15 protein-coding genes are annotated in these 15,201 nt (G+C 71.5%); 5 read left to right on the top strand and 10 right to left on the bottom strand.

What is annotated here, in order from left to right; translation table 11 throughout:
* Window positions 1-3: 3 nt before the first annotated feature.
* On the bottom strand, window positions 4-807 hold the full coding sequence (locus tag ACQHII_RS03200) for a VOC family protein (RefSeq protein WP_427917740.1): 804 nt from the start codon (window positions 805-807) through the stop codon (window positions 4-6).
* Window positions 808-907: 100 nt separating this feature from the next.
* Here ACQHII_RS03200 and ACQHII_RS03195 point away from each other — a divergent pair, with 100 nt between their 5' ends.
* The 4 genes from ACQHII_RS03195 (at window position 908) to ACQHII_RS03180 (ending at window position 3,751) form a co-directional block, all read left to right on the top strand.
* Complete coding sequence (locus ACQHII_RS03195) at window positions 908-1,363, top strand: MarR family winged helix-turn-helix transcriptional regulator (RefSeq protein ID WP_427917739.1); 456 nt, start codon at window positions 908-910, stop codon at window positions 1,361-1,363.
* Complete coding sequence (locus tag ACQHII_RS03190) at window positions 1,360-2,226, top strand: ATP-binding cassette domain-containing protein (RefSeq protein WP_427917738.1); 867 nt, start codon at window positions 1,360-1,362, stop codon at window positions 2,224-2,226. Before ACQHII_RS03195 ends, ACQHII_RS03190 begins: the two co-directional genes overlap by 4 nt.
* The gene (locus tag ACQHII_RS03185; RefSeq protein ID WP_427917737.1) at window positions 2,186-3,046 is read left to right on the top strand and encodes an ABC transporter permease; all 861 of its coding nucleotides are present in this window, start codon (window positions 2,186-2,188) and stop codon (window positions 3,044-3,046) included. Before ACQHII_RS03190 ends, ACQHII_RS03185 begins: the two co-directional genes overlap by 41 nt.
* Before the next feature lie 189 nt (window positions 3,047-3,235).
* Window positions 3,236-3,751: a hypothetical protein gene (locus tag ACQHII_RS03180; protein WP_427917736.1), complete on the top strand. Its 516-nt coding sequence runs from the start codon at window positions 3,236-3,238 to the stop codon at window positions 3,749-3,751.
* A gap of 12 nt (window positions 3,752-3,763) precedes the next feature.
* On the opposite strand, the gene hemC is transcribed toward ACQHII_RS03180, so the two are convergent.
* From hemC to ACQHII_RS03135, 9 genes are all read right to left on the bottom strand, one after another.
* Window positions 3,764-4,699, bottom strand: coding sequence for a hydroxymethylbilane synthase (gene hemC / locus ACQHII_RS03175; RefSeq protein ID WP_427917735.1), 936 nt, complete (start codon window positions 4,697-4,699; stop codon window positions 3,764-3,766).
* Between the two features lie 71 nt (window positions 4,700-4,770).
* A complete protein-coding gene (locus ACQHII_RS03170; protein WP_427917734.1) occupies window positions 4,771-6,339 on the bottom strand; it encodes an MGH1-like glycoside hydrolase domain-containing protein in 1,569 nt (522 codons plus the stop codon).
* 77 nt (window positions 6,340-6,416) lie between these two features.
* Window positions 6,417-7,193 carry an NPP1 family protein gene (locus ACQHII_RS03165; RefSeq protein WP_427917733.1) on the bottom strand — a complete coding sequence of 259 codons (777 nt, stop codon included), beginning with the start codon at window positions 7,191-7,193 and terminating at the stop codon, window positions 6,417-6,419.
* A 137-nt stretch (window positions 7,194-7,330) separates the two neighbouring features.
* The gene (locus ACQHII_RS03160) at window positions 7,331-8,302 is read right to left on the bottom strand and encodes an ATP-dependent DNA ligase (RefSeq protein ID WP_427917732.1); all 972 of its coding nucleotides are present in this window, start codon (window positions 8,300-8,302) and stop codon (window positions 7,331-7,333) included.
* 163 nt (window positions 8,303-8,465) lie between these two features.
* Window positions 8,466-9,155: a response regulator transcription factor gene (locus ACQHII_RS03155; protein ID WP_427917731.1), complete on the bottom strand. Its 690-nt coding sequence runs from the start codon at window positions 9,153-9,155 to the stop codon at window positions 8,466-8,468.
* The gene (locus ACQHII_RS03150) at window positions 9,152-10,363 is read right to left on the bottom strand and encodes a sensor histidine kinase (RefSeq protein ID WP_427917730.1); all 1,212 of its coding nucleotides are present in this window, start codon (window positions 10,361-10,363) and stop codon (window positions 9,152-9,154) included. Before ACQHII_RS03150 ends, ACQHII_RS03155 begins: the two co-directional genes overlap by 4 nt.
* 145 nt (window positions 10,364-10,508) lie before the next feature.
* Window positions 10,509-12,713: an MMPL family transporter gene (locus tag ACQHII_RS03145; protein ID WP_427917729.1), complete on the bottom strand. Its 2,205-nt coding sequence runs from the start codon at window positions 12,711-12,713 to the stop codon at window positions 10,509-10,511.
* Window positions 12,714-12,867: 154 nt separating this feature from the next.
* The gene (locus ACQHII_RS03140; protein WP_262062155.1) at window positions 12,868-13,512 is read right to left on the bottom strand and encodes a response regulator; all 645 of its coding nucleotides are present in this window, start codon (window positions 13,510-13,512) and stop codon (window positions 12,868-12,870) included.
* A 22-nt stretch (window positions 13,513-13,534) separates the two neighbouring features.
* Window positions 13,535-14,695: a histidine kinase gene (locus ACQHII_RS03135; RefSeq protein WP_427917728.1), complete on the bottom strand. Its 1,161-nt coding sequence runs from the start codon at window positions 14,693-14,695 to the stop codon at window positions 13,535-13,537.
* A gap of 202 nt (window positions 14,696-14,897) precedes the next feature.
* Here ACQHII_RS03135 and ACQHII_RS03130 point away from each other — a divergent pair, with 202 nt between their 5' ends.
* Window positions 14,898-15,080: a hypothetical protein gene (locus ACQHII_RS03130; protein WP_427917727.1), complete on the top strand. Its 183-nt coding sequence runs from the start codon at window positions 14,898-14,900 to the stop codon at window positions 15,078-15,080.
* Window positions 15,081-15,201 lie beyond the last annotated feature (121 nt).

Here is a 15,201-nt window from a genome sequence, read left to right as displayed (position 1 = left end):
GCGTCAGGGGGTCGTCCGCGAGGTCACCGTGAACTGGGCGCCGTCCGGGTCGCGGAGTACGGCCTCGTCCTCGTTCTCCCGCAGGACGCTTCCGCCGTGCGAGGCCACGACCCGGGCGCACGAGCGGATGTCCGAGACCGCGAAGTGGACCTGCCAGTGCGGGCGGACGGTCGGGTCGGGGGCCGCCTCCAGCGCGCCGGACTCGATGCGTGCCACGACGTTGCCGCCGCTGCGCAGGACGACCTCGCCGCCCTCGTACCGGACCTCGCAGCTCGCCGGGTCCGCCGACGCCCAGTCGAGGATCTCGCCGTAGAAGATCGCCGCGTCGAAGGCGTCGCGGGTGTGCAGGCGGACGAAGGCGGGGGCGGAGCGGCGCCAGGTCTCCCAGCCGCCCATGAGGTCGCCCTCCCAGATGCCGAAGGTCGCGCCGTCCCGGTCGGCGAGGAGGGCCGCGCGGCCGGGCGGGAAGGAGAGCGGGCCCACGGCGACCGTGGCGCCGCGCTCGCGGACCCGGGCCGCGGCCACATCCGCGTCGGGCACGGCGAAGTACGGGGTCCAGGCCACCGCGATCTGCCACATGGAGGCCACCGCGCCCAGGCCGGCCACCGGAATGTCGTTCGCCGTGGCGATCCTGAAGTGGTCGCCGAGCCGGGCCGAGCGCCACTTCCAGCCGAACACGGCCTCGTAGAACGCCTCGGTGGTCTCCACGTCACGGCTGGTGAGACTCACCCAGCAGGGGGCGCCGAACACCGTGCGGGTGGAGACGGCGTCAGGCTCGGCGAGGGACGGATTCCTGTCGTGGTCCATACCTCAGTGTCCAACCGGAATCGGTCCTGCTGCCTCCCGAGCGGGTGTCTTGACCATCCTTTTGGGTTAGTTACCTCTGCTAAAGAGGTAATCTCCGGATGTGGAGACGGAGAACTTCCCGGAAGAGCTGGCCGACGCGCTCGTCGGGGTCCAGCGGCTGATCCGCAGGCGACTGCGCAGCGAGATGACCATGCCGCGACTGCGCGGTGCCGAGGTGGAGCTGCTGCGCCTGGTCGAGGTCCGGCCGGGCATCGGCATCTCGGAGGCGGCCAAGGAGCTGTTCCTCGCGAGCAACTCGGTGTCGACGCTCGTCAACCAGCTCGCCCGGGACGGCTTCCTGATTCGTGAGACGGACCCAGCCGACCGGCGCGCCGCCCGCCTCCAGCTCACCGAGACGGCCAGGACCCGCCTCGGCGACTGGCACGCACGGCGCGCGGCCCTCGTACGGGCGCAGGTGGACCGTCTCGACCAGGCGGACCGGGACGCGCTGCGCGCGGCCATCCCGGCCCTGCACCAACTGGCCGTCAATCTGCACGAGGAGGCCGAGGACTCATGATGCAGTCCATCGACACCGCCACCGAGCGGTCCGCAGCCGTCAGTTGCACCCGGCTCGCCTATTCCTTCGGCGAGACCACCGCGGTGGACGGGCTCGACCTGTCCGTGGGGGAGGGCGAGGTCTTCGGACTGCTCGGCCCCAACGGCGCCGGGAAGACCACGGCCATCCGCTGTATCACCACCCTGCTCCCGGTCCCGGCGGGCATGGTCCATGTCTTCGGCCACGACACGGCCAAGGAACAGATGTCGGTGCGCCGCATGCTCGGCTACGTCCCGCAGCAGCTGTCCGCCGACAGCGGGCTCACCGGCCGCGAGAACGTCGCCCTCTTCGCCCGCGTCTTCGACGTCCCACGCAGAGAACGCGCCGCCCGCGTCGCCCAGGCGCTGCGGGCCGTCGACCTCACCGACGCCGCCGACCGGCTGGCCAACACCTACTCCGGCGGCATGGTCCGCCGGCTCGAACTCGCGCAGGCGCTGGTCAGCGCGCCCCGTCTGCTCATCCTCGACGAGCCCACCATCGGCCTCGACCCGATCGCCCGCACCAGCGTGTGGGAGCACATCAACGCCGTGCGCGAGGCCACCGGCATGACCGTCCTGGTCACCACCCACTACATGGACGAGGCCGACCAGTACTGCGACCGCGTCGGCCTGATGCACCGCGGCCGCATCCGCGCCCTGGGCACCCCGGTCCAGCTCCGCGAGGGCCTCGGCGAACGCCGTCGCGCAGGCGGAGCGCCCGCCACCGATCCACTGCCCACCCTCGAGGACGTCTTCCGGGACATCGCCGGCAGCGGTCTCGAAGACCAGTCAGGAGGTTTCCGCGATGTCCGAAGCACCCGCCGCACCGCGAACCGCGTCGGCTGACCCCGCCCCCGAGTACGACCTGAACCTGCTGCTCACCCCGCCCCAACCCCGGTCCGGCTGGCGCCTGTTGCCCGCCCGTGTCATCGCGATGTGCGCGGTCGAACTCCAGAAACTCCGCCACGACCGCACCGAGTTGTACACCCGGGCCGTCCAACCGGCGCTCTGGCTGCTGATCTTCGGCCAGACCTTCACCCGCATCAAGGCGATCCCCACCGGCGGCATCCCCTACATCGACTACCTCGCCCCGGGCATCATCGCCCAGTCCGCGATGTTCATCGCCATCTTCTACGGCATCCAGATCATCTGGGAACGCGACGCCGGCATCCTCAACAAGCTCCTCGTCACCCCCACCCCGCGCTCGGCGCTGATCACCGGCAAGGCCTTCGCTGCCGGGGTGAAGTCGCTGATCCAGGCCGTCGTCGTGGTCGTCATCGCCGCGATCCTCGGAGTCGCGCTGACCTGGAACCCGCTGAAGCTGATCGGCGTCGGGGCGATCGTGATCCTCGGCTCGGCCTTCTTCTCCTGCCTCTCGATGACCATCGCCGGCATCGTGCTCAGCAGGGACCGGCTGATGGGTTTCGGACAGGCGATCACCATGCCGCTGTTCTTCGGCTCCAACGCCCTCTACCCGGTGGCGATCATGCCCGGCTGGCTGCAGGCGGTGAGCAAGGGCAACCCGCTCAGCTACGAAGTGGACGCCCTGCGCGGGCTGCTGCTGGGCACCCCGTCGCATGTGGGCACCGACTTCGCCGTCCTCCTGGTGGCCGCCGCGCTGGGCATCGCCGCCGCCTCCTCGCTCCTCGGACGGCTGGCCCGCTGATCTTGCCGGGGACGTGATGTGCGGCACGCCCCCGACCGCGGTTCGGTGGCCGGAAACCGGATTGTTCCTGCGCACGGCTTGATCAGTGATCAAGCGGGCGAAAACGCTGGCCACAGCGCATTCTGCTCATTTGACAGTGCGCTGAGCACACAGATAGGAAGCAGCTCTCTGAGGTCGAGAGGGTGCATTGTGTACGAGCCGAACGTGGTCGGGGACTGGCACGAGTACGACGAACATGCCGGTCTGCGTGTCCGCGTCCACAGCCTGGCGGCAGCCGAGCCGCCGCGCGGACGCGACGACGCCGCCGAAGGGCTGACGTACTTCACTCTCCGTGTCACCGTCGAGAACCGCGGCGCCCGGCACCTCGGCATCCACCTGGAGGACGGCCAGATCGACATCCGGGTCGGCCCGGACGGCGAGAGCGCCTTCATCGACTGGCGCAGCTCGCAGTTCATCGAGGGCTTCGACGTCTACCCGCTGCGCCGCGCCACCGCCGTCCTGTACGCCGCCGGCCCGGAGGCGTCCCTGACCCAGGTCGACGTACAGGTGCAGCTGCGGGTCGAGGAGGAGTGGACCGAACGACGCCTGTGGGCGGGCGGCATCGGGCTGTGCGAGGAGGCCGTCGCGGCCTGTGCCGGGCGGGACGGCCTCGCGCACCAGGTGAGCAACTTCCTCCGCGACCAGGCGGAACCCGGCACCCCCTGAACCCTTCAGGTGTCAGTGCGGGATGCCGTCGATGATCTCGCGGGCGCCCTGCCGCAGCAGCGCCACCGCCACCGAGGTGCCGAGCGTCGCCGGGTCGAGCCGGCCCGCCCACTCGTGGGCGTTGAGCCGGGTCTTGCCGTCCGGGGTGAACACACAGGCGCGCAGCGACAGTTCACCGCTCCGGTCGACCTGGGCGTACCCGGCGATCGGGCTGTTGCAGTGGCCCTGGAGGACGTGCAGGAACATGCGCTCCGCCGTCGCCTCACGATGCGTCTCGGGGTGACCAAGCCCGCTGATCGCGTCGATGACGTCGGTGTCGCCCTCACGGCACTGCAGGGCGAGGATGCCCGCGCCGATCGGCGGCATCATCGCCTCGGCGGACAGCACCTCGGTGGCCGCGTCCATCCGGTCGATGCGCTCCAGGCCCGACATCGCGACCAGCAGCGCGTCCGCCTCGCCCGCCGCGAGCTTCTCCAGCCGCCGGTTGACGTTGCCGCGGAACGGCACGCACTGCAACTCCGGGTGGGTGGCGGCGAGTTGCGCGACCCGGCGGACCGAGGAGGTGCCGATGCGGGTACCGGCGGGCAGCTCGTCGAGGGTCAGCCCGCCCGGGTGGATCAGGGCGTCGCGGATGTCGTCCCGCTTCAGGAACGCGGCGAAGGTCGTACCGGCGGGCAGCGGCCGGTCGGCGGGCACGTCCTTCATGCAGTGCACCGCGAGATCCGCCTCACCCGCGAGCAGCGCGGCGTCCACCTCCTTGGTGAACGCCCCCTTGCCCTCGACGGCGGACAGGTCGCCCATCCACTTGTCGCCGGTCGTCTTCACCGGCACGACCTCGGTGCGGACCTGCGGATGAAGGACGGCCAACTCGGCGCGGACACGCTCCACCTGGGCCAGCGCCATGGGCGAGTCGCGGGAGACGATTCGGATCAGTTCGGGCACGGACATGCGGACACGATAGACCGTCCGGCACCCCGCCGTGGACCGGACCCGGACACCTGGCGACTGTGACGTACGCGTCACACCGTGTCGGTGAGGACCACATGCAGGGCGTGGTGGCCGGTCCCGTCGGCGGGTACGACGGCTTCCCCCGGCCGCCCGTCGACCGTGCACGACCGCACCCTGCTCCCGCCGCCGCTCAGCGTCACGTCGAGGGTCGTGCCCCGGTACCGCAGCCCGCGCAGACTCACCGCGCCCCAGGTCGGGGGCAGACACGGGCGCAGCCGTAGCGCCTCGTCGGTGAACGTCAGTCCGAACAGCCCGTCGTGGATCAGCCGCAGGTACGCGGTCGCCGACCAGGTCTGGTCGGGCTGCGACACGAAGTGGTTCGCGTGGCCACTGGCACCGCCCTGCCAGCCGCCGTCCACGGCACCGGTCACCGAGTTGTACAGCTCGTAGAAACCGCCGCTCGTGGCGACCAGACCGGCGAGGGTGTCGACGGCGAGGGCGAACGGTCCGGTGTGGCCCGCGTCGGCCGCGGCCTGGCCGTACAGCCCGTGGACCATCGGCCAGACCATCACGTTGTGCCGCCCCGGACGCCGGTCGTCGAAGCGCGGGAAGTGCGGCCAGACGTTGACGATGCCGTACGGCTGCCAGTGCGTGGCGTCGAGGATCCGGCCGGCGCGTTCGGTGTCGGCGACGCCGAGGAGGACGGCGAGGGCCAGTCCCGCGCCCTCCTGCGAGGTGTCGAGATGCCCGGCGAGGGGGCCCTCGCCGTGGACGAGGTAGCCGTAGGTGCCGGCGTCCGCGCGCCACAGGTGCCGGTCGATCGCCGTACGCAGCCGCTCCGCGTCCGAGCGCAGCGACGCGGCCTGTACGGGGCGGCCGAGGGCCTCGGACATGGCGGCGAGGGCGATGTGGGCGCCGTAGTAGAGGCAGTTGGTCGACAGGCACATCAGGTTCTTGGCGTGCGGGTGGTCCAGGACGAAGGACGAGTGGACGGACTTCGAGGCGGGCGGGCTCGGGTAGCCGGAGATGCCGTCGTTCATGAAGCCCGGGCCCTCGAAGAGGCCGAACGTCGGGTTGAGGTGCTGGGTGCGGCGGGCCGCGAGGGTGCGCGCGGACGTGTCGTGGGCCCGGGTGAGGAAGTCGCGGTCGCCGGTGACCAGGTAGTGGTGGTGGGCGGCCAGGACCCACACGATCTGGTCCCACCACTGGTTGTCCTGCTGGACGACGAGCCCGTCCCGTGTCCGGTCGACCACGGACCACAGGGTGTTGCGGGCGACCTCGGGCGCGAGCAGGCTGACCCCGCTCCACGCGTTGACGGCCGCGTCCCGCGTCCAGCGCTGGGGCGCGGGATAGCCGCCGCCCGCGCGGACGACCGTGCCGGGCGGATAGCTGAGCAGGCCCGCCTTGTCGTACACGGAGCGGTCCGCGCCGATGGTGTTGGCGCCGGACACGGATCTGAGCGCCGACGAGTACAGGTCGCCGAGCCGGCGCTGGGTGGCCGGGTCGTCGAAGGCGAGGGTGGGCATGGTGTATCCGTTCCCGGGGTCCGGGCCCTGTGCACCCGCCGGGATGGCCGTCGCCCCGGCGATGCCCAGCGCGATCAGGAGAGCCCGCCGCGAGACCCTGCGTTCAGCTGCCACGTTCCGTCCTCTCGGGCTCCCGGGGTCGAGATGGTCCCGGGAGCCCTGAGAACGATGGTGCCCTGCGGACGGTACCGTCAGGCGGCGGGGTCGAACGTGATTCCGGACGGCTTCGCCGAGGTGAGGTGGGCCACGAAGTTGGCGTCCTTGAGCCCGAAGTTCGCGCTGCCGAAGTCGTAGGCGCTCAACTTGTCGCGCAGGCCTGCCGGGTAGCCGTTCCAGCCGACGAGCGGCGGGTACTGCCAGGTGTGCTTGTCGTTCTCCGGCGGCTCGTCATTGGCGTCGGCCAGCCGGAAGTCGTGCGTGCCGATGCCGTCCTTGTGGTAGACGATCTTGGCGTGCGTGCCGTCGAAGCGGACGTCGGAGGCCGCGTGCACGGTGAACGAGCCGTGGTTGGACGTCGACACGTACTGGATGGTGCCGTTCTGCACCCACACCACGACGTGTTCCCAGTCGTTGCGGTGCCCGCCGATGCTGGAGTTCGCGACGGCCTGGTCCTTCTCGAAGTACAGGCCGTACATGTAGGCGCACCAGCCGTTGTTGCACTTGTAGCGCGAGTAGCTGTTGGTGTTGTCGAGGTCCGAGGCGTCGTGGCAGTCGCCGCTGAGCGAACCCGTGGGGTTGAGACCGCCGTTGATGGTGCCGTCGGGGCCGATCGCGGGCGTCGGGTAGCAGCCGTCCGTGTCGTAGTCGAAGGCGGGCAGATACGTCTTCTCCGCCGTCTCGGCGTTCGCGGGCAGCGCCGCGGGCGGGGCGGCGAAGGCGGCGGAGGGGAAGGCGACGACGAGCACGGCGGCACCGCCGAGACCGGCGAGCCACCTTCTGCGGCGGGTTCGGGACTTCTGGGACGACAACGCGTCCTCCTCTCGGGCGCAGCCCGACGGCTGTGGGGGGAAAGGGCTTTCAGAGTCCCTATTTTTCATGTACGCGCCAAGGGGGTGAGGTGTCGCGACGGTGACACGGCGCCCAATACTTGAGCTACGCAAGTTCCTCAGTTCTCCGGCAGGTCGGCGGCCGACTCCTCCGGAGCGAGGTCGGGGCGCAGCCGCAGCCAGGACGGCTGCCGCAGCATCCCGGCCCGGGTACGGGTGCTGTAGCGGACCTCGCCGACCAGCCGGGGCACCACCCAGCGCGCCCCGGCCACCGCCGGTACCGGATCGAAGGGGCAGGCGTCGGTCCCGGCAGCCCGCAACAGCGCGGCGAGTTCGGCACGTTCGGCCTCGCTCCAGCCCGTACCCACATTGCCGACGTACCGCAGCCGCCCGCCCGCGCGCTGCCCCACCAGCACCGCGCCCGGCAACCCCGACAGCTGCCCCTTGCCCGCCACCCACCCGCCGACCAGCACGTCCTCGCTGCGCAGATTGCGGATCTTGATCCAGGCCCGGGACCGCACCCCCGGCTCGTACACCGAGTCCAGCCGCTTGCAGACCAGCCCCTCCAGCCCGTGTTCACGGGTGGCCCGCAGCGCCTCGGTGCCATGTCCGGTGAGTGCGGCGGGAGTTGACCAGTTCGGGCCGTGCAGGCCCAGTCGCTCCAGCTCGGCGCGACGGTCGGTGTAAGGGAGGGCGAGGAGCGGCCTGTTGAGGTGCGGGACGTCGAACAGCACCAGATGCACAGGGGTGTTCGCGGCTCGGTGCGCCGCCAGCGCGGGCGAGTCGGCCAGCCCCATCCGGTTCTGCAGCAACTGGAAGTCGGCGCGCCCCTGTTCGTCCAGGGCCAGCACCTCACCGTCCAGGATCGCCCGCGTGCTGCCCAACTCGCTTCCCAGGAGCAGGAGTTCGGGATAGGCGCCGGTGATGTCCGCACCGGAGCGGGCGCGCAGCAGGACGCTGCCGTCGCCGGGGAGGTACACCAGCACGCGCTGGCCGTCCTGCTTGGTCTCGTAGGCCCAGCGAGCGTCCTGCTCGGCGGGTGGGAGGGTGCCGGGGGTGGCGAGCATGGGTGCGATGCGGGGGAGGGGCACGCCTCAGGTGTCGACGGTGAGCGGGGGCGGCACGCCTGTTCGGCGGGGGGTTCGCCTGAACGGGCGCCAGGCCGTGTCCGCGAAGTCCCTTGGGGAGCGTGCCGGACGTCGCCGGGCTGGGGGTACCCCCTCTGGGGGAGGGACTCGGCGGACGCGGCCTGGGTCAGAGCGCGGAGCCGGACGGTGGCGGTGCCTGCACCAGCCCCGACTGGTAGGCCATCACGACGAGTTGGGCCCGATCGCGGGCGTCCAGCTTGGTCATGGCGCGGTGCACATGGGTGCGGACGGTCAGCGGGCTGACGTAGAGCTGCTCGGCGATCTCGTCGTTGGAGTGGCCCTCGGCGGCCATGGCCATGATCTCGCGTTCCCGGGCGGTGAGGACGTCGAGCCGGTCGGAGGTCGCCAGGCGGGCGCTCGGTGCGGGGGTGGCCAGGAAACGGCTGATCAGGGTGCGGGTGGCGAGCGGGGAGAGCAGGGACTCGCCGGACGCGACCGTGCGGATGCCCGCGAGCAGCGCCTCGGCGGTGACGTCCTTGCCGAGGAAACCGCTTGCGCCCGCCCGCAGCGCCTGGGCCACGTACTCGTCGACCTCGAAGGTGGTGAGGATGAGGACGCGTGTGCCGGACAGCGCCGGGTCGGAACAGATGGCGGAGGTGGCGGTCAGGCCGTCGGTGCCGGGCATGCGGATGTCCATCAGGACGAGGTCGGGGCGGTGTTCGGCGGCCAGCGCGATGGCCTCGGCGCCGTCGGCCGCCTCGCCGACCACCTCCATGCCCTCGCAGGTGTCGATCAGGATCCGGAAGGTGGCCCGCAGCAGGGCCTGGTCGTCGGCGAGCAGTACACGGATGGTCATGGGGTTCTTTCTTCCGGTTCCGGAACGCTGGGATACAGCGGCAGTTCGGTGGTGACCTCGAAGCCGCCCCCGGCCCGGTGCCCGGCCCGCAGGGCACCGCCGACCGACCGGGCGCGCTCCCGCATCCCGATCAGCCCGAAGCCCTGGCCCGGGGGTGGCGCGGGGACGGTCGCCGCACCCGGGCCGTCGTCGGACACGGTGACGATCAGCCGGTCGTGGGAGTAACGCAGGCGTACCTGCGCCGACCCGGTCGTGGCGTGCTTGCTGACGTTGGTGAGCGCCTCCTGCACGATCCGGTACGCCGTCAGGTCCACCCCGGCCGACAGCGGGCGCCGTTCGCCCTCCGTGGTGACGGTGACCGTGAGTCCGGCGGTGGCGAACGCGCCGGTCAGCTCGGCGAGTTGGGCCAGCCCCGGGCTCGGGGCCAGCGGCGCGCCGGGATCGTCGGCCCGGCGCAGCAGACCGACCGTGCCCTTCATCTCGCGCAGCGCGGAGGACGTCGTACCGGCGAGCTCGGTCAGGATCTTCTGCACATGGTCGGGGTGGGTGCGCGCCAGGTGGGCGGCGGTGCCGGCCTGGGCGTGGGCCAGGGCCAGATGGTGGGCGACGACGTCGTGCAACTCCCGTGCGATGCGCATCCGTTCCTCGGCCACCCGGTGCCGGGCCTCCTCCTCCCGACTGCGCTCGGCGTACTCGGCGCGTGCCTGTACCGCCTCCAGGTAGGCGTCCCGCAGCCGGAGCGCGTTCCCGGCGACGACCGGCAGCAGCAGCCAGGCGGCCGGGCCGACCGTCTTGAACGGCCAGGGGTGATGCACCGGGTCCACCAGTGTCGCCGTGGTCACCACCAGCACGACCGACGCGAGGAAGTAGCGGCGGGCCGTCCTGCGGCGGGTGAGGACGGCCAGCCGGTAGAGGGCCAGCATCAGCGGCCCCAGCATCAGCGGGGTGAGCAGGCAGCCCAGCGCGGCGGCCCCGGCGGCGGCGACCGCCGTGACGGCGACGACCGCACGCGGGCGGGTCCGCTGCCAGAACAGGGCCGCGCAGGAGACCGTGGCGAGCGCGATCGTGGGGGCCACCGCGTCGGGCCCGGGACCGCGCGGCACGCTCAGCTCGCTGCCGAAGAGGAACATGGCGAACAGCAGCACCGCCGACATGGTGTCGACGGTGCGGATGTGCTCGTCCGCGTAACGCTGCCAGTTGTCGTGCATCGGTGTCTCCGGTCGGTCTCCTGGTTCCATGGTCGGTGATACCCGGTCCTGACCTGGGGTCGGGCCCCGCCGGTGGGGTTCGGGGACAGGCCGCGGGGCCGCCCGCATCACGTTCTGCGGGCGGCCCGTCGGGGGAGGGGCGGAGTCAGGCACGGGTGATCGGAACCGGTTCGGGCACCGCGGGGGCCGCGGGCTCCCTGCGGGTGAGCGCCTCGCCCTCGACGTCGATGTTCGGCAGCAGCCGGTCCAGCCACCCCGGCAGCCACCAGGCGGCCCGGCCCAGCAGCGCCAGTACGGCGGGCACGATCGCCATCCGGACGACGAAGGCGTCGAGCAGCACGGCCGCCGCGAGCCCGAAACCGATCATCTTGATCATCGACTCGCCGGCCCCGATGAAGCCCGAGAACACCGCCATCATGATCAGCGCGGCGGCCACGACCACCCGGGCGCTGTAGCGGAACCCGGTCGCGATCGCCTGCGCCGGCCGGTCCCCGTGGACGTAGGCCTCCCGCATACGGGCGACCAGGAACACCTCGTAGTCCATGGCCAGTCCGAAGACGATGCCCACCAGGAAGATCGGCATCATGCTCATGATCGGGCCGGTCTGTTCCACGCCCAACAGGCTTGCGCCGTGGCCCCATTGGAAGACCGCGACGACCGAACCGAGCGAGGCGAGCACCGACAGGAGGAAGCCGAGAGCCGCCTTCAGGGGGACGAGGACCGAGCGGAAGACCAGCAGCAGGAGGACGACGGCCAGGCCGACCACCACCGCGAGATAGGGGATCAGCGCGTCCTGCACCTTCTGCGCCACGTCGATGTTGACGGCCGTCGTGCCCGTGACCAGGAACGACGTGCCGGTCGCGGACTCGAGCGCCGGGCGTTCGGCGCGGATGGTGTGGACGAGGTCCTTGGTCCTCTCGTCGCTGGGACCGGTGGACGGGACGGCCGAGAAGACGGCGGTGTCGCCCGCCGGGTTGAAGCGGGCCGGGGAGACGGAGACCACGCCCTCGGTCGCCGCGATCCGCTTCGAGATCGTCGACACGGCGGCCTTCGTGCCGTCGGCCGACTTCGCGTCGACCACGACGGTCAACGGCCCGTTGAAACCGGGCCCGAAGCCCTTCGCCAGGTCGTCGTAGGCCCGGCGTTCGGTGGTGGCCGTGGACTTCACCTCGTCGCCGGGCATGCCCAGTTGGAGGTCCGCCACCGGGAGCGCCAGCGCGCCGAGGCCCACCACGCCGAGCAGCAGCACGGTGACGGGACGGCGCAGCACGAAGCGGGCCCAGCGGCTGCCGCCGTTGTTCTCGCCGTTCCCCTCGAACCGCCCCTTCCTGCGCGCGGAACGGGACAGCACGGCGTTCGGCCAGAAGCCGAGCAGCGCCGGGACGAGCGTCAGCGCGATGAGGACGGAGACAACGACCGCACCGGCGGCGGCCAGCCCCATCTTGGTGAGCGTCGGGATGCCGACCACCGACAGACCGGCCAGAGCGATGACAACGGTCAGACCGGCGAACACGACCGCCGAACCCGCCGTGCCGGCCGCGAGTCCCGCCGCCTCCTGGGGCGCGTGGCCCTTGGAGCGTTCCTCGCGGTAGCGGGAGACGACGAACATGGCGTAGTCGATGCCGACCGCGAGGCCCAGCATGGTGGCCAACGTGCCTGTCGTGGACGACAGGTTGAGGGCCTTGGACAGGGCCAGGATCGAGGACATGGCGATCCCCACGCCGACGACCGCGGTCAGCAGCGGCAGTCCGGCCGCCGCCAGTGAACCGAAGGTGATCAGGAGCACCAGGGCCGCGATCGCGATGCCGATCGCCTCGGCGCTGCCGCCCGCCGACGGCTGGGTCGCGAGCGCGGTGCCGCCGACCTCGACGGTCAGGCCGGAGGCGCGGGCCGTGTCGATCGCCTTCTGGAGATGGGACTTCGCGGTGTCGGTGAGGTCGTGCGCCTTCACCTTGAAGGTGACGGTCGCGTACGCGGTCGTCGCGTCCTTGCTCACCGCCTTCGCGGTGAACGGGTCGACGGCGCTCGCGACTTGGGAGCCGTCGGCCGCCTCGGTCACCAGCTTCTCGACGACCGCCCGGTTCGCGGTCGCGGTGATCTTCCCGCCGTGCGGGGCCACGAACACGATCCGCGCGTTCGCGCCGTCCGCGGCCGAACCCGGGAAGCGCTGCCCCAGCAGGTCGAACGCCTTCTGGGACTCGATCCCCGGCATGGACGACCCCTCGTCGGGGGCCTCGGGAGCCCTGACGGCGGCGAAACCGACGGCGGCCAGCACGGCCACCCAGAACAGGGTGACCAACCAGCGCCGCCGGAAGGCGAGTCGGCCCAGTCGATGGAGAAAAGTAGCCACGGGACGGAGTGCTCCACATCTGCTCTCGGGGACCGTCCCAGACTCGCGGCCGGACCCCCGTCCCGTCGTCGTGCGGCTGCCGACACTCGCGGCTACTGAGAACGCAGTACGCGCCGCCGGCCGGGTCATACCCGGGTACGACCGGCGGCGCGTGTCACACGTTCTGCAGATAGGCCAGCACCGCCAGCACCCGGCGGTGCCCGCTGTCGCTCGGCGGCAGGCTCAACTTCAGGAACACGTTGCCGATGTGCTTGCTGACCGCGCGTTCGGTGACGACCAGGGTCTTGGCGATCGTCGTGTTGTCGTGGCCCTCCGCCATCAGCTTCAGCACCTCGCGCTCGCGCGGGGTCAGCGAGTCCAGCGGTGAATTACGGCGCCTCGTCAGCAGCTCGGTCACCACCTCGGGGTCCAGCGCCGTACCGCCGGCCGCCACCCGGTCCAGCGCGTCGAGGAACTCGTCCACACGCCCGATCCGGTCCTTGAGGAGATAGCCGACCCCGCTCGCCCCGACGCCCAACAGCTCGGCGGCGTACGACTCCTCGACGTACTGCGAGAGCACCAGCACCGGCAGGCCCGGGATCTTCTCCCGTGCCTCCAGGGCGGCCCGCAGCCCCTCGTCGCGGAAGCCGGGCGGCATCCGCACGTCCAGCACGGCCACGTCCGGCCGGTGTTCGAGCAGCGCGGGCAGCACCTCGGGCCCGCTGCCCGCGACGGCCACCACCTCGTGTCCGGCCGACGTCAGCAGGAGGACCAGGCCCTCCCTGAGCAGGGCGTTGTCCTCGGCGATCACGACCCTCATGACAGTCCCGCCTCAACTACGCTCACCAGACGCACGGCAGCTCCACTTCGATCACGGTAGGTCCCCCGATGGGGCTGGTCACAGTCACACTGCCGTCGAGCGCGGCCACCCGGCGCTGCATGCCCAACAGCCCCGATCCGCCCGCCTCGTCGGCTCCGCCCCTGCCCTCGTCGCGCACCTGGACACGCAGTCCGGTACGGGCGCGGGCGAGATGGACCTCGGCGCGGTCGGCGCCGCTGTACTTGGCCGCGTTGGTCAGCGACTCGGCGATCACGAAGTACGCCGCCGCCTCCACCGCCGCCGGGGCGCGCGGCCCGTCGTGGCCGTCGGTCAGCCCGTCCACGGTCACACTCACCCCGAGCGCGCTGCTGGCGGCGAGCGCGCGCACCGCGCCTACCAGGCCGCGGTCGGTGAGGATCGGCGGATGGATCGCGCGGACGACGTGCCGCAGATCCGTCAGCGCCTCCTCGGCCAGCGTCTGCGCCTCGTCGAGCATCCGGCGGGCCGCCGCCGGGTCCTGATCGTAGGCCCGCTTGGCGAGACCGATGCGCATCGACAGCGACACCAGCCGGGCCTGCGTCCCGTCGTGCAGGTCCCGCTCGATCCGGCGCAGTTCGGCCCCGTGCGCGGCGATCGCGCCCGCCCGGGTCTGTACCAACTCCTCGACCCGTACGGCAAGTTGGGCCTTCGGCGAGGGCTTCAGCAGGGCGGTCGACCACTCGGCGTCCAGGTCCGCGAGCCGGCTGATCAACGGCAGGACGACGGCCTCGCGGCGCAGCAGCCCGCACCACACCCCGTCGACGACCAGACCCAGCGGCCACAACGGCAGCATCAGCACGGGCAGCGCGCCGTAGGCGTAGTAGGCGACCATCCAGCGGAAGTCGGTGAGTGTGCTCGGATCGCGCACCGCCGTGCGCAGCCGCTCCCGGACCGTGCCGTTCAGCGGCTGGTACGCCTCGGGGATCTTCCGCCCCGTCCAGGCGCCCGCCTGCTGCCGCTTGGCCCCGGCGATCCGCCGTATCAGCAGCACGGTCTCGGGCAGCATGAAGGCGCCGACCACCGTGACCGTCAGGATCGCGGTGATCAGGAGCACGGTGATGAAGATGTACGACCCGAAGGCCATCGCGGCGGAGACGACCAGCTGGAGTGTCGCCCGGCCCGCCTGCCGCAGGGTTGCCCGCATGGAGATCAGGTTAGGCGCAGGGCGTGGCGGGCGCGGGAGCGGACCGCCGGGCAGTGGTGCAGCCCACTCCACCACGAGTTCGGGGGACCGTTCCACCAGGGGTTCGGGAGATCGCTCCCTCGTGTCGTCGGGCGGACGACGAAATCGTTGAAGCACCACGTCAACCAAGGTCCAAGTCTGCTCGATCCGGAGGAAACCATTCATGAAGCCGCTGCTCGCGTCGAGACCCGTGCTGTGGTTCCTGTTCCTGTTCAACCTGGCTGTCGCCATCGCCGCGCCCTTCGTGGCCGACGGTCCGCAGGCCGTGCTGACCGGTGTCGCCATGGGGGCGGTCTCGCTCGGGGCGGGCATCAGCCTGTTCCGGACCCGACGGAAACCGGTCTGACACCCATCACGCGAAGCAATGTGTCCACGGACCCGGCGCCGATCTGGGGGAGTGGCCGGCGACCGGGTCCGGGACAGCGCCGACCCCCGTCCCCACGGGTTCGGCGCGGGGGCCGCCTTCC

The organism is Streptomyces sp. cg40 (assembly GCF_050320165.1).
GTDB classification, from domain to species: Bacteria; Actinomycetota; Actinomycetes; order Streptomycetales; family Streptomycetaceae; genus Streptomyces; species Streptomyces hokutonensis.
This window is presented reverse-complemented; position numbering and strand designations above follow the sequence as displayed.